Consider the following 17,852-nt stretch of genomic DNA (forward strand, 5'->3'; position numbering starts at 1 on the left):
CGCCGGAGCCGCCGTACGGACCTCCGTACGGCGGCTCGGGCGTTCAACGGGTCAGCCGGCCGGGCAGGCCCGGCGGCCCTGCGGTCAGAAGGCCGCGTTCTCCTGGTACGTCCCCCACTCCTGCCGCAGCGCGTTGCAGATCTCGCCCAGGGTCGCCTCGGCGCGCACCGCGTCCAGCATCGGCGGGATCATCGACTCGCCCGAGCGGGCCGCCGCCAGCATGGCGTCCAGCCCGGCCCGCACCGCCGCCTCGTCCCGGGCCGCCTTGCGCTCGCCCAGCGCCCGCACCTGCTCGCGCTCGACCTCGTGGCTGACCCGGAGGATCTCCAGGTCGGGGGTGACGCTGCGCGGGTGGCAGTTGACGCCGACCACGCGCTTCTCGCCCTTCTCCACCGACTGCTGGTACTGGAAGGCCGCCTCGGCGATCTCGCCGGTGAACCAGCCCTCCTCGATCCCACGCAGGATGCCGGAGGTGATCGGGCCGATCTCGTGGTCCGCCCGGCCCTTGTCCAGGATCCGCTGGAAGATCGCCTCGGCCTGCTGCTCGATCCGGTCGGTCAGCGCCTCGACGTACCAGGAACCGCCCAGCGGGTCGGCCACGTTGGTGACGCCGGTCTCCTCCATCAGCACCTGCTGGGTGCGCAGCGCGATCTCGGCCGCCTGCTCGGAGGGCAGCGCCAGGGTCTCGTCCAGCGCGTTGGTGTGCAGCGAGTTGGTGCCGCCGAGCACCGCGGAGAGCGCCTCGACCGCGGTGCGCACCACGTTGTTGTACGGCTGCTGCGCGGTGAGCGAGACGCCGGCGGTCTGGGTGTGGAAGCGCAGCCACTGCGCCTTGTCGGTCTTGGCGCCGAAGCGGTCGCGCATCCAGCGGGCCCAGATCCGGCGCGCGGCGCGGAACTTGGCGATCTCCTCGAAGAAGTCCAGGTGGGCGTCGAAGAAGAAGGACAGGCCGGGCGCGAAGACGTCCACGTCCAGGCCGCGGGACAGGCCCAGTTCGACGTAGGCGAAGCCGTCCGCGAGGGTGTACGCCAGCTCCTGCGCGGCCGTCGCCCCGGCCTCGCGGATGTGGTAGCCCGAGACGGAGAGCGGCTTGTACGCCGGGATGCCCTGGGCGCAGTGCTCCATCAGGTCGCCGATCAGGCGCAGGTGCGGCTCGGGGGCGAAGAGCCACTCCTTCTGCGCGATGTACTCCTTGAAGATGTCGGTCTGCAGGGTGCCGTTGAGCACCGCCGGGTCCACGCCCTGGCGCTCGGCGGCGACCAGGTACATGCAGAAGATCGGGACGGCCGGGCCGCTGATCGTCATCGAGGTGGTGACCTCGCCGAGCGGGATGCCGGCGAACAGCACCTCCATGTCGGCGGCCGTGTCGATGGCGACGCCGCAGTGGCCGACCTCGCCGAGCGACTTGGGGTCGTCCGAGTCGTACCCCATCAGGGTGGGCATGTCGAAGGCGACCGAGAGGCCGCCGCCGCCCGCGTCCAGGATCATCCGGTAGCGCTCGTTGGTCTGCTGGGCGTTGCCGAAGCCGGCGAACTGCCGGATGGTCCAGGTGCGGCCGCGGTAGCCGGTGGGGTGCAGGCCGCGGGTGAAGGGGTACTCACCGGGCCAGCCGATCCGCTCGAAGCCCTCGACGGGCTGCCCGGGCGCCGGGCCGTAGACCGGCTCGACCTCGTCGCCGGAGAGGGTGGTGAAGTCCGCGTCGCGCTTGCGGGCCTTGTCGTACCGCTGCTGCCAGCGCTGCCGTCCGCGCTCGATCTCCTCGGCGTCCATGGGCCGAACTCCGCTCCGTACGGCCGCCACGGCACCGGGCGGCACAGCTATTAGGACGTCCTACCAATTTACTCGGACGTCCTAGTACTTGTCGATGGAGCCCCGCCCGTGGAAACGGCGGCGGCCGGGAACGGCAGCCGGGCGGCCGGGCCCGGAAACGCCGAGGGCGCCCCTCCCCCGGCTGGGGAAGGGGCGCCCTCGTGGCGCGTGGTCGTGGCGCGTGCTTGCGGCGCGTGGTCGTGGCGCGCGCGGCTCAGACGCCGGCCGGCTGACGGGCGCCGCCCGCCGGGAGCTGCTCGGCGGCCTCGCGGGCCACCCGGCGCTCGAAGACGAAGGAGAGGAACGGGATGCAGCCCGCCGCCAGGGTCAGCACCAGGCGGCCGAGCGGCCACTTGAGCTTCTGCCCGAGCAGGAAGGTCACCACGAAGTACCCGATGTACAGGTAGCCGTGCAGCATCGCGACGTAGGTGGTCAGGTCCTCGGCGGTGCTGAAACCGTACTTCGCGACCATGAAGCCGCAGAACACCAGGAGTGCCACACCGGTCGCAATGGCCAGGCCGCGGTACCAGCCCAGCAGGGGGGTCGCCTTCATACTCTTCCTCGCCTCGCTCGGCTCTTCCGGCCGGTGCGCCCGGATCCGCGCACCGCTCCCACGAGGGTAGCCGCCCTCACGGCCGCCCCTGAGCAGCCCCCTCGTCCGGTTCGGCGAAGTCGCCCGCCGCGATCCGCAGCGGCTTGAGCAGTTCGAAGACCTGCCGGCACTGCTCGGGGCCGTACTCCTCCAGCCCGAACTCCATCGACATCAGCTCCCGGGTGGCCTCCTCGACCACCTCGCGGCCGCGCCCGGTGATCGCGGCGAGCACCCCGCGGCCGTCCAGCGGGTTGGGGCGGCGGGCGACCAGGCCGGCCCGCTCCAGCCGGTCGACGGTGTTGGTGACGCTGGTCGGGTGGACCATCAGCCGCTCGCCGATCTTGGAGAGCGAGAGCTCGCCGGTCCGGCTGAAGGTCAGCAGTACCAGCGCCTCGTACCGGGCGAAGGTCAGTCCGTACGGCTTGAGCACCGCGTCGACCCGGGACAGCAGGATCTGGTGGGCGCGCATGATCGAGGTGATCGCCGCCATCGAGGGCACGGTGCCCCAGCGGCGGGCCCACAGTTCGTCGGCGCGGGCGATCGGGTCGAAGTCGAGTGCGAGGGGCTTGGCCACCTCCTTACCGTACCGGCGGACGGGACGTGTGCTACCAGCCGTCCTGATGGTGGACAAGCGCGACGCGTGGCGGGATCCCGCCAATCGGACGGCCAGGTCCATACCTGGACATTGCGTCGGTGTGAACTGCGGGCAACAGCCGCCCGGCGCAACGGGGTTGACCTTCGAACGCCCGAACGCCCCGCTATCAGGCCTCGGTTCGGACCGGAACCCGCTGAAAGTCCGGGCGAAACGCCCGCTTTGTCCGTCCGTTCACATTCCGTCGCCTTGGCGGGACTTGGCCAATTCATGAGGAAGACCTGTCATTTGATTTGCTTGATTGTCATGCTTTCCGCCAACCCCGTTCGACCGCCACCACCCCCACCCAACCGGTGGCAGCCGCACGACCGTTCGGGGTCCTCGCACGTCAGCGCCCGTCCCGCCCCGAAGGTGCCGAACCCGGCCCCCGGGACGCGGCGCGACCGCGCCCACACGCGGTTTCCCGGAAGGACTCGTCCGTGAAGCGAAAGCTCGCCGCAGTCGCCGTACTCTCCGCCACCGCTCTGCTCACCGGTGTCGTCCAGGCCGGCGCGGCCCAGGCCGACCCCGCCCCGCAGGCCGGCAGCTCCCAGCAGCTCGCCGCCCTGCTCGCCCAGGCGAACGGCCAGTCCGGCAAGGTCGCCCACGCGCTGGCCCTCGGCGGCCAGGAGCAACTGGTCGCCAAGGACGTCGTGGTGGACGCCGACGGCACCCGCCACCTCCGCTACGAGCGCACCCTCGCCGGGCTCCCCGTCCTCGGCGGCGACCTGGTCGTGCACCAGAAGGCGGACGGCACCACCACCGCCGTGGACAAGGCCGTCGGCGCGAAGCTCGCGCTGCCCAGCCTCACCCCGCAGATCCCCGCGGACAAGGCCGCCGCCCAGGCCACCGGCGCCGTGCAGTCCACCGTCGGCATCACCGTCGACGAGGACGAGGCGCCGCTGACGGCGGTGCACCAGACCGGCAAGGCCGAGCTGGTGGTCTGGGCCACCGACGGCAGCCCGCGCCTGGCGTACCGCACCACGGTCGAGGGCGAGCGGGCCGACGGCACCCCGAGCCGCCAGCTGCTGGTCACCGACGCGGCGAGCGGCCAGGTGCTCTCCACCCACGAGGAGGTGCAGACCGCCTCCGGCACCGGCAAGGGCGTCTTCGTCGGCACCGTCCCGCTGACCACCACCCAGAGCGGCAGCTCCTACCAGCTCAAGGACGCCACCCGCGGCGGCCAGGCCACCTACACCCTCAAGGGCAAGACCTCCGGCTCCGGCACCCTGGTCGCCAACACCACCAACAGCTTCGGCAACGGCCTCGCCTCCAACGCCGAGTCCGCCGCCGTGGACGCCCAGTACGGCGCCGCGGCCACCTGGGACTTCTACAAGACCACCTTCGGCCGCAACGGCATCAAGAACAACGGCGTCGGCGCCGCCAGCCGGGTCCACTACGGCTCCAACTACGTGAACGCGTTCTGGGACGACTCCTGCTTCTGCATGACGTACGGCGACGGCGCCAGCAACACCCACCCGCTCACCGCGCTGGACGTGGCCGGCCACGAGATGAGCCACGGCGTCACCTCCGCCACCGCCGGCCTCAACTACTCCGGTGAGTCCGGCGGCCTCAACGAGGCCACCTCGGACATCTTCGGCACCATGGTCGAGTGGTACGCCAACCTGCCCTCCGACAAGCCGGACTACCTCATCGGCGAGCAGATCAACATCAACGGTGACGGCAAGCCGCTGCGCTACATGGACCAGCCCTCCAAGGACGGCGCGTCGGCGGACTACTGGTCCTCCACGGTCGGCAACAAGGACGTCCACTACTCCTCGGGCGTCGCCAACCACTTCTTCTACCTGCTGTCCGAGGGCAGCGGCGCCAAGACCATCAACGGCGTCAGCTACAACAGCCCGACCTCCAACGGCTCCAGCCTCTCCGGCATCGGCCGGGACAAGGCGGCGAAGATCTGGTACCGCGCGCTGACCACCTACTTCACCTCCACCACCAACTACGCGGCGGCCCGCACCGGCACCCTCAAGGCCGCGGCGGACCTGTACGGCGCCACCAGCGCCGAGTACAGCGCCGTCGCCGCGACCTGGACCGCCGTCAACGTGAAGTGACGCACGGCGGAAGGTGAGCTGGACGCCCGGGGCCCCGTTGGAGGGCAGGCCCCGGGCGTCCGTCCATGTCCGCCGCCGCCCGTCCGCGCCGCCCCGGAGGCGAGCGGGCGGGTCCCCGCCCCGAGCCGACCGTCGGCGCCCGGTCCCAGCGCCCCGGAGGCGAGCGGGCGAGCAGCAGTCAAGCGGTCCCGGCTGGCGGGCTCCCGCCAGCCGGACGAACCGTAGATTCCGGACAGTGGACGGCAACCGAACCATCCGCCCCGCCCCTGGCGACTCCTGGCCAATCCCGGGAGGCGCCCTGTCCTTTCCTGCCACGGATTGTCATGCTTATGACCAAGCCCCCGCCCGACGCTCCGTCGCCCCCACCCAACTGACGGATCGCCAACAGCCGCGCGGGAGCAGCACGTTCGCGCCCTACCGCCCCAACGGCGCCACCCCCGGCGCCCCGGTACGCGGCGCACCCGCAGGCACCCGCGGGTCTCGTGGAAGGAACTGCCCCACGTGAAGCGAAAGTTGACCCTCCCGGCGGTGCTCTCCGCCACCGCACTGCTGGCCGGCGTCGTCCAGATCGCCGCCCTCCCCGCCGCCCAGGCGGCCGTACCCGGCCCGCCGTCGGCCGCCCCGCTGGCGCTGGCCGCCGCGCAGAGCGCGCCGCTCGCGCAGCAACTGGCCCTCGGCGGCCAGGAGCGGCTCGTCGTCAAGGACGCCGTGGTGGACGCCGACGGCACCCGGCACCTGCGCTACGAGCGCACCTACGCCGGCCTGCCGGTGCTGGGCGGCGACCTGGTCGTCCACCAGCGCCCGAACGGCTCGGTGGCCTCGGTGGACCGCGCCTTCGACGGTCGGCTGGCGCTGACCACGACCACCCCGGCGCTCACCGGCGGCCAGGCCGCCGCGCGGGCCGCCGACGCCGTCCGGGCGACCGTCGGCCTGGCCGCGGACGCGGACGAGCCGGCGCTCAGCCGGGTGGACGGCGCCGGCACACCGGAACTGGTGGTCTGGGCGGCCGACGGCGACCCGCGACTGGCCCACCGCACGGTGGTCCAGGGCCAGCGGGCCGACGGCACCCCGAGCCGCCAGGAGGTCGTCACCGACGCCGCCACCGGCCGGGTGCTCTCCAGCCAGGAGCAGGTGATGACCGCGACCGGCACCGGCAAGGGCGTCAACGTCGGCACCGTCACCCTGACCACCACCCAGAGCGGCTCGACCTACTCGCTCAAGGACGCCTCCCGGGGCAACCAGTCCACCACCGACCTCAAGGGCGGCACCTCGGGCAGCGGCACGCTGTTCAGCAACACCACCAACTCCTGGGGCAACGGCTCGCCGTCCAACCGCGAGTCCGCCGCCGTGGACGCCCAGTTCGGCGCGGCCGCCACCTGGGACTTCTACAAGACCACCTTCGGCCGCAACGGCATCAAGAACAACGGCGTCGGCGCCGCCAGCCGCGTCCACTACAGCAGCAACTACGTGAACGCGTTCTGGGACGACTCCTGCTTCTGCATGACGTACGGCGACGGCTCGGGCAACACCCACCCGCTCACCGCCATCGACGTCTCCGGCCACGAGATGAGCCACGGCGTCACCTCCGCCACCGCCGGCCTGATCTACTCGGGCGAGTCCGGCGGCCTCAACGAGGCCACCTCGGACATCTTCGGCACCATGGTCGAGTGGTACGCCAACCTGCCCGCCGACCCGCCGGACTACCTGATCGGCGAGAAGCTCAACATCAACGGCAACGGCACCCCGCTGCGCTACATGGACAAGCCGTCCAAGGACGGCCGCTCGGCCGACTACTGGTCCTCCACGGTCGGCAACAAGGACGTCCACTACTCCTCGGGCGTGGCCAACCACTTCTTCTACCTGCTGTCCGAGGGCAGCGGCGCCAAGGTCGTCAACGGGGTCAGCTACAACAGCCCGACCTCCAACGGCTCGACGGTGACCGGCATCGGCCGCAACAAGGCGGCCGCGATCTGGTACCGCGCGCTGACCGTCTACATGACCTCCACCACCAACTACAAGGCCGCCCGCACGGCGACCCTCAAGGCCGCCTCCGACCTCTACGGCGCGACCAGCGCCGAGTACAAGGCGGTGGGCGCGGCCTGGAGCGGGGTGAACGTCAACTAGCCGCCCCGGCGTCAACCAGCCACCACCGGTGAGAAACGGCGACAGGCTGCCGCGGCCCTTTGGGAGAGGAGGCCGTGGCAGCCTGTCGACCGTCCGCGCACGGGCGGGACCGGGCGGGCGGGACCGGGCAGGAGCCGGATCAGGCGGTGGCGGGATCAGGCGGTGGCGGGATCAGGCGGTGGCGGGCCGCAGCTCGCCGCGCTCCTCCCGGCCGAGCATCCGCTCGGCGAAGAAGCCGCCGAGCGGCAGCACCGAGAGCACGAAGAGCAGGGCGCCGCGCTTGACGTCCCACTTCTGCGCCTGCCAGGCCTGGATCCAGAAGACCACGTACAGGATGAACAGGATCCCGTGGACCATGCCCATCACCGGCACGGCGTCGAAGGACGTGGTCCGCTTCAGCACCGAGCAGATCAGCAGCAGGATGAAGGAGATCCCCTCGGGAGCGGAGACCAGGCGCAGGCGGTGGACGGCGCTGCTGTTCACGTTGGATACCTCAATACGGGGGTCGGAGGCGTGGGCACGCTTGTGAAGCGACTCACAAGCCTTCCGGCCATTATCACCGAGCACACGTACGGGCCCCGGGCCGGGGGTGGCCACCGTGCCGGATGTCACAGCCGCGCGCCAGAACCCCGCCGGTCGCAGCAGGGCGTCGCCCGCACCCCCTATCCTGCTGCCCGCGCGCCCGACGGAACCGGGCGCCACCGGCATCGCACCACGGGGGTAGCACCACATGTTCAAGCGTGACTGGGACCGCAGGACCTGCGCCAAGCGCGGCCACATCACCTACGCGCCGGCCGAGCCCGAACTGGCCGCCCGGCTGCACACCGCCACCGCCGTCGGCGACGCCTGGCGCTGCCTGCGCTGCGGCGACTTCGCGCTCGGCGCCCCGCACGGCTCCGGCCCGGCGGCGGACGCCCCGCTGGTGCCGCGCGGCAAGGCCCTGCGGGACCTCTTCATCCTGCGCTTCCTGGCCGTCGAGCGGGTACTGCGCGGCGTGATCATCATCCTGATGGCCTGGGGCGTCTGGAAGTTCTCCAACAGCCAGGAGGCCGTGCAGCGGATCTTCGAGGACGACCTCACGATCTTCAAGCCGGTCACCGACCACTTCCACTGGGACCTCGACCACGCCCCGATCGTCGAGACCATCCGCAAGACCTTCGGCTACCAGAAGAAGACCCTGCTGATCGTCGCCGGCGCGATGATCGCCTACGCGCTGATCGAGATCGTCGAGGCGGTCGGCCTCTGGCTGGGCAAGCGCTGGGCCGAGTACCTGACCGTGGTCGCCACCGCCGCCTTCCTCCCGCTGGAGGGCTACGAGCTGCACGAGCACGTCAGCGCCGTGAAGGTCTGCACCCTGCTGCTGAACATCGCCGCGGTGCTCTGGATCATGCTCTCCAAGCGGCTGTTCGGCCTGCGCGGCGGCGTGGTGGCCTTCGAGGCGGAGCGCCACTCGGCCTCGCTGCTGGAGGTCGAGGAGGCCGCCGGGACCGTCCCGCACCCCGGCCACGGCCACGGGGCGCACGCACGCTCCTGACCCGAACGATTGTCCCGAGTCCGTACCGGTCCGCCCCGGCCCTCTCGCCCGGCCGCCCCCGCGGCGGCTAGATTGCGGCCGTGGCACAGTTCAGACTCCAGGGATCGCGGGTCCTCGCCGTCGAGTTGGGCGGGGACGCCGTCAAGGCCCGGCACGGCTCGATGGTCGCGTACACCGGCCAGATGACCTTCAAGAAACTGACCGGCGGCGGGGACGGGCTGCGCGGCATGGTCGCCCGCAGACTCACCGGCGAGCGGATGACGGTCATGGAGGTGAAAGGGCAGGGCACCTGCTACTTCGCCGACCGGGCCACCGAGATCAACCTGGTCCGCCTCGACGGGGAGACGCTCTACGTCGAGGCGGACAACCTGCTCTGCACCGAGGCCGGGCTGCACACCGGCACCAGCTTCACCGGGCTGAACGGCGTCTCCTCGGGCAACGGCCTCTTCACCACCAAGGTGGAGGGGCACGGCTGGGCGGCCGTCACCTCCAACGGGCCGGCCGTCATCCTGCGGGTCGGCAAGGACATGCCGCTGCGGGTCGACCCCGGCGCGTACGTCGCGCACACCGGCAACCTGCACCGCAGCGTGAAGTCGGGCGCGGGCTGGACCACGGTGATCGGCGAGGGCGGCGGCGAGGCCGTGCAGGTCGAGTTCACCGGCGAGGGCCTGGTGTACGTCCAGCCCTCGGAGAAGGTCACCATCGGGGGTGACGTCTGATGGGCTTCACCCGGATCAACGGCAAGATGGTCGAGGCCCAGGTGGTGCCCGGCCAGCGGCTGTTCAGCCAGCGCGGGGCGATGCTCGGGTACACCGGCGACGTCCGCTTCACCCCGAACATCACCGGCGGCCAGGGCGGGGTGATGTCGATGATCGGCCGGCGGGTCGCCAACGAGGACACCCCGCTGATGACGGTCGAGGGCCAGGGCCGGGTGATGTTCGGCCACGGCGGCCACCACGTGCACGTGATCGACCTGGTCGGCGACACCCTGTTCGTCGAGGCGGACCGCCTGCTCGCCTTCGAGGGCACCCTGCGCCAGTCCACCGTCTTCCTCGGCTCGCAGGGCGGGGTGATGGGCATGGTCCGCGGCCAGGTCAGCGGGCAGGGCCTGTTCACCACCCGGCTGGAGGGCCACGGCTCGGTCGCCGTGATGGCCCACGGCGGCGTCTTCGAGCTGCCGATCACCCCCGGCCAGTCGGTGCACGTCGACCCGCAGGCATACGTGGCGCACCGCGGCGAGGTCCGCAACAAGCTGTCCACGGCGATCGGCTGGCGCGAGATGATCGGCCGCGGTTCGGGCGAGGCGTTCCAGCTGGAACTGTCCGGGCAGGGCACGGCGTACGTCCAGGCGAGCGAGGAGAAGCTCTGATGTCCCACCCGCCGCAGCCGCCGCGGCCGCCGTACGGGCAGTCGCCGCACGACCAGCAGACCCAGCCGGGCTTCACGCTGCCGCCGAACCACGGCCGCTCCGCGGACCACCCGCCGCCGCCTCCCCCGCCGCCGTCCTACCAGCCGCAGGCCTATCCGCAGCAGGCCCACCAGCCGCCGCAGGACCAGCCGCAGCAGCCCCAACAGTCGTACGCCCAGGAGCAGTTCGGCGGCCCGCAGGCCCCGCTGCCGACCACCCACGGCGGCACCGGCCCGGTGGTGTACGACGCGCACACCCTGCCGGCCAACGACAACGTCAACCCGTACGCCTTCGCCGTCGAGCTGAACGGCTCCTACTTCCTGCAGAAGGGCAAGATGGTCGCCTACTACGGCGACATCTCCTTCCGCGGCGTCGGCGCCGGGATGGTCGACCGGGTGCTCGGCCAGCACTTCAACTCCCCGCTGCACGCCGCGGACTGGGTGGTCGCCCAGGGCTCCGGCCGGCTGCTGCTGGCCGACCGCGCCTTCGACCTCAACTCCTACGACCTGGACGACGGCAACCTGACCGTCCGCTCGGGCAACCTGCTCGCCTTCGACCCGACACTGCGGCTCAAGCAGTCGATCATCCCGGGCTTCCTGACCCTGATCGGCACCGGCCGCTTCGTCGCCGCCTCCAACGGGCCGGTGCACTTCGTGGAGCCGCCGGTCCGGGTGGACCCGCAGGCGCTGGTCGGCTGGGCGGACTGCCCGGCGCCGTGCCACCACTACGACCACGACTACCTGCACGGGGTGGTCGGCGGCCTGCGGCGGCTGACCGGCATCGGCGGCGCCTCCGGCGAGGAGCACCAGTTCGAGTTCATCGGCGCCGGGCAGGTGCTGGTGCAGTCCAGCGAGACGCTGCTGGCCGAGCGCCCGGTCGGCCGGGTGGACGCCGAGGCCGGGGTTCCGGGCAGCGGGGTGCCGAACCAGCCGGGCCACGGCGGCAACCAGTCCAACGCACCGGGCCTCGGTAACCTGGGCGAACTCGGTCGGCGTTTCGGTCTGTAAACTTGTACAAGATTGAACTAAATCGGCTATGCTTGGCCCCATGGATACGCACACGATCGACACTGCGGACAACCCTCCGCCGCAGCCCGAGGAGGAGACTCCCTGGCTGACCGCCAGGGAGCAGCGGATGTGGCGCGCCCATCTGGAGGTCGCCAAGCTGCTGGACTACCAGCTCAGCCGCGAACTCCAGCCCCACAACCTGGCGATCAACGACTACGAGATCCTGGTCGTGCTCTCCGAGGCCCCCGACCACCGGATGCGGATGACGGACCTCGCGACCGCCACCCTGCAGTCCAAGAGCCGGCTCTCGCACCAGATCACCCGGATGGAGAACACCGGGCTGGTGCTGCGCCAGGAGTGCCCCGGCGACCGCCGCGGCCTCTACGCCCACCTCACCGAACAGGGCTGGGAGACCATGCAGCAGGTCGCCCCCGACCACGTGCGCAGCGTCCGGGCCCACTTCATCGACCGCTTCACCCCGGAGCAGCTCGACGCCCTCTACGAGGCCCTGGCCCCGGTCGCCGAACACCTCCGCGGCCTGCGCGGCCGGTCCTAGCCGGTCCTGGCCGCACCTGGCCGCACCTGGCCGCACCTGGCCGCACCTGGCCGCACAGCGGACCGCGGCGGGGCCCCGGACCGCAGCCGGTCCGGGGCCCCGCGCGCGACGCTCAGCCCGTGGTCAGGCCCGCGACCAGTTCGTCGGCCGCACCGTACGGGTCCAGCTCGCCGTTGACCACCCGCTCGGCCAGGCCGGCCAGGTGGCGGTCGCCGGAGAGGTCGCCGATCCGGGCGCGCAGCTCGGCCAGCGCGATCGCCTCGATCTCCTGGGCGGCCCGACGGCGGCGGCGCACCGCCAGTTCGCCGGTCTCCTCCAGCCAGGCGCGGTGCTTCTCCAGGGCCTCGACCACCTCGTCCACGCCCTCGCCGCGGGCCGCGACGGTCTTCACGATCGGCGGGCGCCAGTCCCCCGCCTCGCGGGCCTCGCCGAGGCCCAGCATGTGGTTGAGCTCCCGCGCGGTGGCGTCGGCGCCGTCCCGGTCGGCCTTGTTGACCACGAAGACGTCGCCGATCTCCAGGATGCCCGCCTTGGCCGCCTGGATGCCGTCGCCCATCCCGGGGGCCAGCAGCACCACGGCGGTGTCCGCCTGGGCGGCGACCTCGACCTCGGACTGGCCCACGCCGACGGTCTCCACCAGGATCACCTCGCAGCCGGCCGCGTCCAGCACCCGCAGCGCCTGCGGCGCCGCCCAGGACAGCCCGCCCAGGTGCCCGCGGGTGGCCATCGAGCGGATGAACACCTCGGGGTCGGTCGCGTGGTCCTGCATCCGGACCCGGTCGCCCAGCAGCGCCCCGCCGGAGAACGGCGAGGACGGGTCGACGGCGAGCACCCCGACCCGCTTGCCGAGCCGCCGGTAGGCGGAGACCAGCGCCGAGGTGGAGGTGGACTTGCCCACCCCGGGCGAGCCGGTCAGGCCCACCGTGTACGCCTGCCCGGTGTACGGCGCGAGCGCGGCCATCGCCTCCCGCAGCTGCGGGGCGGCGTTCTCGACCAGCGTGATCAGCCGGGCGACCGCCCGCGGCCGGCCCTCCCGGGCCTGCTCGACCAGCGTGGCGACATCGATCATCAGGAGCTCCTTGCGCGGATGCCGGCGGGTGGCGGCGGCGTACGGCGGCGAACGACGGCAGATGCCGAAGGGGCCGCGGACCACTTGTGGCGGTCCGCGGCCCCGGGGTCACAGCGGCGCGGTCAGGCCTTCGGCACGCGCACGATCAGCGCGTCGCCCTGGCCGCCGCCGCCGCACAGCGCGGCCGCGCCGACCCCGCCGCCGCGGCGCTGCAGCTCCAGCGCGAGGGTCAGCACCACGCGGGCGCCGGACATCCCGATCGGGTGGCCGAGCGCGATCGCGCCGCCGTTGACGTTGACGATGTCGGCGGAGACGCCGAGGTCCTTCATCGACTGGTGGGCGACGGCCGCGAAGGCCTCGTTGATCTCGATCAGGTCGAGGTCGGAGACCTCCAGGCCCTCCTTGCCCAGCGCGTGCTTGATCGCGTTGGACGGCTGCGACTGGAGCGAGTTGTCCGGGCCGGCCACGTTGCCGTGGGCGCCGATCTCGGCGATCCAGGTCAGGCCCAGCTCCTCGGCCTTGGCCTTGCTCATCACGACCACGGCGGCGGCGCCGTCGGAGATCTGCGAGGAGGTGCCGGCGGTGATCGTGCCGTCCTTGGTGAAGGCGGGGCGCAGCTTGGCCAGGCCCTCCACGGTGGTGTCGGCGCGGATGCCCTCGTCCTGGCTGAACAGCACCGGCTCGCCCCTGCGCTGCGGGATGGCGACCGGGACGATCTCGGCCTCGAAGACGCCGTCGGCCTGCGCCTTGGCGGCCCGCTGGTGGGAGGCGGCGGCGATCTCGTCCTGCACGTCGCGGGCGATGCCCAGGCGGGTGTTGTGCTTCTCGGTGGACTCGCCCATCGGGATGTTCTCGTAGGCGTCGGTCAGGCCGTCGTGGGCCATCGCGTCGAGCACCTCGACCGCACCGTACTTGTAGCCCTCGCGGGACTTCGGCAGCAGGTGCGGGGCGTTGGTCATGGACTCCTGGCCGCCGGCCACCACGATGTCGAACTCGCCGGCCCGGATCAGCTGGTCGGCCAGGGCGATGGCGTCCAGGCCGGAGAGGCAGACCTTGTTGATGGTCAGCGCCGGGACGTTCATCGGGATGCCGGCCTTGACGGCCGCCTGGCGGGCCGGGATCTGGCCGGCGCCGGCCTGCAGCACCTGGCCCATGATCACGTACTGGACCTGCTCACCCGTGATGCCGGCCCGCTCCAGCGCGCCCTTGATCGCGAAGCCGCCGAGGTCGGCACCGGAGAAGCCCTTGAGGGAACCGAGCAGGCGGCCCATCGGGGTCCGCGCACCGGCAACGATCACAGAGGTGGTGTTGGTCATGGGACGGGCCCCTTCGCACGTCGTGGCCAGGTGGTGAGGATGCGCTCAGGGTACTGACCCGTTTTCCGCCCGTCACCGGAGCGACGGTGTGATCGAGCGCACTGGCACCGTCCAGTCAACACCGTGCCGATGCGGTCCGGGTGAACGTCCGGGTGATTCCCGGCGTGTGAGCAGGCTCGCACGTCCGGCACTGGCGCCGCCTCGGCGCCGTACGCTGCACTGGGTGCCACTGTCCGTCCACCGCCCCTGGAGGCGCCGTGCTGACCCGCATCGACCACATCGGCATCGCCTGCCGAGACCTCGACAAGACGGTCGAGTTCTACCGCGCGACCTACGGCTTCGAGGTGTTCCACAGCGAGGTCAACGAGGAGCAGGGGGTCCGCGAGGCCATGCTCCGGATCAACGGCACGGACGACGGCGGCGCCTCCTACCTCCAGCTGCTGGAGCCCACCCGCCCGGACTCCACCGTCGCCAAGTGGCTGGAGAAGAACGGCGAGGGCGTGCACCACATCGCCTTCGGCACCGCCGACGTGGACGGCGACTCCGAGGCGATCCGCGACAAGGGCGTCCGGGTCCTGTACGACCAGCCGCGGATCGGCTCGATGGGCTCGCGGATCACCTTCCTGCACCCCAAGGACTGCGGCGGCGTGCTGACCGAGCTGGTCACCTCGGCCCAGCCGGGCGAGCACGAAGGGCACTGAAACGACCTCCGAACCACTCCCGGTGCCGCCCGCTCCCGGGCGGCACACCGGAGTTGGGCCCGTAGCGACCCGTCAGTAACGTGGTCCGGCAGCCGGAAAACCCCCACGCGGCCATTCCCCCACGGTGCGCGCCCACTACAATGCCCAGGTGCGCGAAGACTCCGGGGGACGGAGGCAACGGGCACGGCCGATGACAGGCCTGTCCGCCCTCCGGTGGCCGGCCCGTCGCAGGGGAGTCCAGTACGCGGGCACGGCTGAACAGTCGCAAGACGGATCTGTCACCATTCTCCACAGGCAAGAGTTCGCCCAGGAGTCCACCCGGACGGGGGAACGCGGCACATCCGCGCTCCCGCGACCAGGACTCCGACGACCGCGGCGGACGGCTCCGGCTTGGCAGCGGGTCGTCCGGTGACCGCGGATGCAAGGACCAGTCGGACCAGGACCCCGGACACGGGTGGCCGGGACCGGCCGGGTCGAGGACGCGACCAGGAGATGGATGGGACCGCGGAGTGCGGGGCAACGACCGCTACGAGGTTGACGATCACCTCTCCCAGTTCGAGGCCGAGATGGGTCGGACTCGGAAGGAGCGGGACAAGGCAGTCGAGCATGCCGAGGACCTCGCCTACCAGGTGGAGGTGCTCCGGGCCAAGCTGCACGAATCCCGGCGCATGCTCGCCCAGCCGCGCGCCTTCGACGCCGTCTCCGGCCAGGCCGAGCAGATGCTCCGGACCGCCGAGATGCAGGCCCAGCAGATGCGCGCCGACGCCGAGCGCCAGCTGCGCGACTCCCAGGCCGCCACCCAGCGGATCATGGCCGAGGCCGCCGAGCGCACCGCCCGGCTGGAGGCCGAGCTCACCGCGCGCCGCCGCCAGCTGGAGGACGAGCTCACCGAGCTGCGCCGCTCCGCCGAGCAGCACGTCAACGGCTGGGCCGAGCAGACCCGGTCCGGCTCCGAGCAGGAGGCCCAGCGCCTGCTCCAGGAGGCCCGCGCCGAGGCCGAGCGGATGGTCGCCGCGGCCCGCGCCGAGGCCGCCGCCCTCTCCGACCACGCCCGCGCCCAGACCGCCGCCGACGTGGACGCCGCCCGCGGCGAGGCCCAGGCCGCCGCCGAGGCCGCCCTCCAGAAGGCCCAGAACGACGCCGAGCGACTGCTCCGCGCCGCCTCCGAGCACGCCCAGCAGGCCGGTGCCCAGGCCGCCGCCGACGTGGACGCCGCCCGTGGCCAGGCCCAGCAGGAGCTGGCCGCCGCCCATGCCGCCGCCGAGCAGCAGCTGGCCGCCGCCCAGGCCGAGATCGGCCGGCTCAAGGAGCAGGCCGCCGCCGAGCAGGCCCGCGCCGAGCAGCAGCTGGGCGCCGCGAAGGCCGAGATAGAGCGGCTGCGCGACGCGGCGATCGCCGAGGCCGAGCGCGCCCGCCGGGAGGCCACCGAGCTGCGGATCCAGGCCGAGCAGGCCGCCGAGCAGCTGCAGGCCGACGCCGAGGCCGCCGCCGAGCGCAAGGTCGCCGACGGCGAGGCCGCCACCGAGCAGCGCTCGCAGACCGCCCGGGCCGAGATCGCCCGGCTGGTCGCCAACGCCACCAAGGAGTCCGAGGCCATCCGGGCCGAGGCCGAGGCGATCCGCAGCGACGCCGCCACCCGGCAGGCCGAGGCGGACGCCGCCAAGGCCGCCGCCGCCGAGGAGAGCGAGCGGCTGCGGGCCACCGCCGAGTCGGTCGCCGCCCAGTTGAAGGCCGAGGCCGAGGCGGCGATCGCCGAGCTGCGCGCCCGGGCCGACCGGGACGTGGCGGAGCTGCGGGCGCAGGCCGAGGCCGACGCCCAGCGGCTGCGCGGCGAGGCCGAGGAGGCGGGCCGCGCGGCCGGTGCCAAGGACGCCACCGTCCACCTCGCCAAGGCCGCCAAGACCGCCGAGGAGGTGCTCGGCCGGGCCAACCAGGACGCCGAGACCGCCCGCGGCGAGGCCTCCGCCGAGGCCGAGCGGATCCGCGCCGAGGCGCACGCCGAGGCCCAGCGACTGCGCGAGCAGGCGCAGGCCGCCGTCGAGCAGGCGCAGAACGCCGCCCTGGACGACGCCGCCGCGATCCGCGAGCGGATCGAGCAGATGCAGGACGAGGCGGCCCGGCTGCGCGCCGAGGCCGAGGAGCTGCGCGCCCAGGCCGCCGCCGAGGCCGACCGGGCCCGCAGCGAGGCCCGCCGCCAGGCCGTGCTGCAGATCGAGGAGTCGGCGAAGAACGCCGAGGAGCTGCTCACCAAGGCCAAGGCCGACGCGGACGAGCTGCGCGCCGGTGCCGCCGGGGAGATCGAGCGGCTGCGGGCGCAGGCCCAGGAGCAGGCCGCCGAGACCCAGGGCCGGGCCGAGCAGACCCTGGCCCGGGCCCGTACCGAGGCCGAGAAGATCACCTCGGCCGCCGAGCAGCAGGGCCAGGACGCGGTGGCCGCCGCCAAAGCAGCGGCCGCCGAGAACCGCACGGCCACCGAGCGCGAGACCGCCGAACTCCGGCGCAGCGCAACCGAGTTCGACCAGCGGGTGCGCACCGAGGCGACCGCCGCCGCGGAGGCCCTGGCCGCCGAGGCCCAGGCCGAGGCGAACGCCGTCCGGGACGCCGCGGTCGCCGACGCCGAGCGGGTGCGCACCGAGGCCGACACCGAGGCCGCCCGCACCAGGGCCGAGGCCGAGGCCACCGCGAACGCGCTGCGCGAGGAGAGCCGGCGCGAGCACGAGGAGGCCGCCACCGGGCTGCAGCGCGAGCGCGAGGAGACCGCCGAGCAGCTGGCCGCGGCCCGGGCCGCCCGCGAGCAGGCCGAGCAGGGCGCCGCCGAGCTGACCGAGCGCACCGCCCGGGAGACCGCCGAGGTCCGCGCGGCCGCCGACCGGTACGCCGCCGAGCAGCGGGAGAGCGCCGACCGCGAGACGGCCGAGCAGCGCGAGGAGGCGGAGCTGTACGCGGCCGAGCAGCGCGCCGAGGCCGAGCGGGCCGCCGCCGAGCTGCGCGCCCTCGCCCAGCAGGAGACCACCCAGCAGCGCGAGACCGCCGAGG

14 protein-coding genes and 1 pseudogene are annotated in these 17,852 nt (G+C 72.8%); 9 read left to right on the forward strand and 6 right to left on the reverse strand.

The window, feature by feature from the left end; all coding sequences use genetic code 11:
- Window positions 1-84 precede the first annotated feature (84 nt).
- From ACZ58X_RS12850 to ACZ58X_RS12860, 3 genes are all read right to left on the reverse strand, one after another.
- Window positions 85-1,770, reverse strand: coding sequence for an acyl-CoA mutase large subunit family protein (locus ACZ58X_RS12850; RefSeq protein WP_470333706.1), 1,686 nt, complete (start codon window positions 1,768-1,770; stop codon window positions 85-87).
- Window positions 1,771-2,023: 253 nt separating this feature from the next.
- Window positions 2,024-2,362: a DUF3817 domain-containing protein gene (locus ACZ58X_RS12855; protein WP_375891489.1), complete on the reverse strand. Its 339-nt coding sequence runs from the start codon at window positions 2,360-2,362 to the stop codon at window positions 2,024-2,026.
- A gap of 76 nt (window positions 2,363-2,438) precedes the next feature.
- Complete coding sequence (locus ACZ58X_RS12860; RefSeq protein WP_470333707.1) at window positions 2,439-2,975, reverse strand: MarR family winged helix-turn-helix transcriptional regulator; 537 nt, start codon at window positions 2,973-2,975, stop codon at window positions 2,439-2,441.
- 497 nt (window positions 2,976-3,472) lie between these two features.
- On the opposite strand from ACZ58X_RS12860, the gene ACZ58X_RS12865 reads away from it, so the two are divergent.
- Both ACZ58X_RS12865 and ACZ58X_RS12870 read left to right on the forward strand, forming a co-directional pair.
- A complete protein-coding gene (locus tag ACZ58X_RS12865; protein WP_470333708.1) occupies window positions 3,473-5,101 on the forward strand; it encodes a M4 family metallopeptidase in 1,629 nt (542 codons plus the stop codon).
- Window positions 5,102-5,602: 501 nt separating this feature from the next.
- Window positions 5,603-7,225, forward strand: coding sequence for a M4 family metallopeptidase (locus ACZ58X_RS12870; RefSeq protein ID WP_470333709.1), 1,623 nt, complete (start codon window positions 5,603-5,605; stop codon window positions 7,223-7,225).
- A gap of 171 nt (window positions 7,226-7,396) precedes the next feature.
- Here ACZ58X_RS12870 and ACZ58X_RS12875 read toward each other — a convergent pair whose 3' ends face one another.
- Window positions 7,397-7,708 (reverse strand): DUF3817 domain-containing protein, encoded by a 312-nt coding sequence (locus ACZ58X_RS12875; RefSeq protein ID WP_470333710.1) that lies wholly within the window; start codon window positions 7,706-7,708, stop codon window positions 7,397-7,399.
- Between the two features lie 247 nt (window positions 7,709-7,955).
- Between ACZ58X_RS12875 and ACZ58X_RS12880 the strand changes: the two genes are divergently transcribed.
- The 5 genes from ACZ58X_RS12880 to ACZ58X_RS12900 all read left to right on the forward strand — a co-directional run bounded on the left by ACZ58X_RS12880 (window position 7,956) and on the right by ACZ58X_RS12900 (window position 11,730).
- Window positions 7,956-8,759: a DUF2127 domain-containing protein gene (locus tag ACZ58X_RS12880; RefSeq protein ID WP_470333711.1), complete on the forward strand. Its 804-nt coding sequence runs from the start codon at window positions 7,956-7,958 to the stop codon at window positions 8,757-8,759.
- Between the two features lie 80 nt (window positions 8,760-8,839).
- On the forward strand, window positions 8,840-9,478 hold the full coding sequence (locus ACZ58X_RS12885) for an AIM24 family protein (RefSeq protein ID WP_360243755.1): 639 nt from the start codon (window positions 8,840-8,842) through the stop codon (window positions 9,476-9,478).
- On the forward strand, window positions 9,478-10,128 hold the full coding sequence (locus tag ACZ58X_RS12890; RefSeq protein WP_470333712.1) for an AIM24 family protein: 651 nt from the start codon (window positions 9,478-9,480) through the stop codon (window positions 10,126-10,128). The genes ACZ58X_RS12885 and ACZ58X_RS12890 overlap by 1 nt, the downstream gene beginning before the upstream one ends.
- 245 nt (window positions 10,129-10,373) lie before the next feature.
- Window positions 10,374-11,174 carry an AIM24 family protein gene (locus tag ACZ58X_RS12895; protein WP_470333867.1) on the forward strand — a complete coding sequence of 267 codons (801 nt, stop codon included), beginning with the start codon at window positions 10,374-10,376 and terminating at the stop codon, window positions 11,172-11,174.
- A 40-nt stretch (window positions 11,175-11,214) separates the two neighbouring features.
- A complete protein-coding gene (locus ACZ58X_RS12900; RefSeq protein WP_470333713.1) occupies window positions 11,215-11,730 on the forward strand; it encodes a MarR family winged helix-turn-helix transcriptional regulator in 516 nt (171 codons plus the stop codon).
- 112 nt (window positions 11,731-11,842) lie between these two features.
- On the opposite strand, the gene meaB is transcribed toward ACZ58X_RS12900, so the two are convergent.
- Both meaB and ACZ58X_RS12910 read right to left on the reverse strand, forming a co-directional pair.
- Complete coding sequence (gene meaB / locus ACZ58X_RS12905) at window positions 11,843-12,799, reverse strand: methylmalonyl Co-A mutase-associated GTPase MeaB (RefSeq protein WP_380396782.1); 957 nt, start codon at window positions 12,797-12,799, stop codon at window positions 11,843-11,845.
- Between the two features lie 122 nt (window positions 12,800-12,921).
- Window positions 12,922-14,115 carry an acetyl-CoA C-acetyltransferase gene (locus ACZ58X_RS12910; RefSeq protein WP_470333714.1) on the reverse strand — a complete coding sequence of 398 codons (1,194 nt, stop codon included), beginning with the start codon at window positions 14,113-14,115 and terminating at the stop codon, window positions 12,922-12,924.
- Window positions 14,116-14,372: 257 nt separating this feature from the next.
- Here ACZ58X_RS12910 and mce point away from each other — a divergent pair, with 257 nt between their 5' ends.
- Window positions 14,373-14,816, forward strand: a complete 444-nt coding sequence (gene mce, locus ACZ58X_RS12915; RefSeq protein ID WP_470333715.1) for a methylmalonyl-CoA epimerase — start codon at window positions 14,373-14,375, stop codon at window positions 14,814-14,816.
- 509 nt (window positions 14,817-15,325) lie between these two features.
- A pseudogene (locus tag ACZ58X_RS12920) lies at window positions 15,326-17,852 on the forward strand (hypothetical protein); the annotation flags it as partial.

This window comes from Kitasatospora sp. NPDC040550, assembly GCF_055594965.1.

What these genes read in the sequence shown, in the direction of transcription:
- ACZ58X_RS12900 (WP_470333713.1), top strand. Translation starts at nt 11,215, where the DNA reads ATGGATACGCACACGATCGACACTGCGGACAACCCTCCGCCGCAGCCC.
- ACZ58X_RS12890 (WP_470333712.1), top strand. Translation starts at nt 9,478, where the DNA reads ATGGGCTTCACCCGGATCAACGGCAAGATGGTCGAGGCCCAGGTGGTG.
- ACZ58X_RS12910 (WP_470333714.1), bottom strand. Translation starts at nt 14,115, where the DNA reads ATGACCAACACCACCTCTGTGATCGTTGCCGGTGCGCGGACCCCGATG.
- meaB (WP_380396782.1), bottom strand. Translation starts at nt 12,799, where the DNA reads ATGATCGATGTCGCCACGCTGGTCGAGCAGGCCCGGGAGGGCCGGCCG.
- ACZ58X_RS12850 (WP_470333706.1), bottom strand. Translation starts at nt 1,770, where the DNA reads ATGGACGCCGAGGAGATCGAGCGCGGACGGCAGCGCTGGCAGCAGCGG.
- ACZ58X_RS12855 (WP_375891489.1), bottom strand. Translation starts at nt 2,362, where the DNA reads ATGAAGGCGACCCCCCTGCTGGGCTGGTACCGCGGCCTGGCCATTGCG.
- ACZ58X_RS12880 (WP_470333711.1), top strand. Translation starts at nt 7,956, where the DNA reads ATGTTCAAGCGTGACTGGGACCGCAGGACCTGCGCCAAGCGCGGCCAC.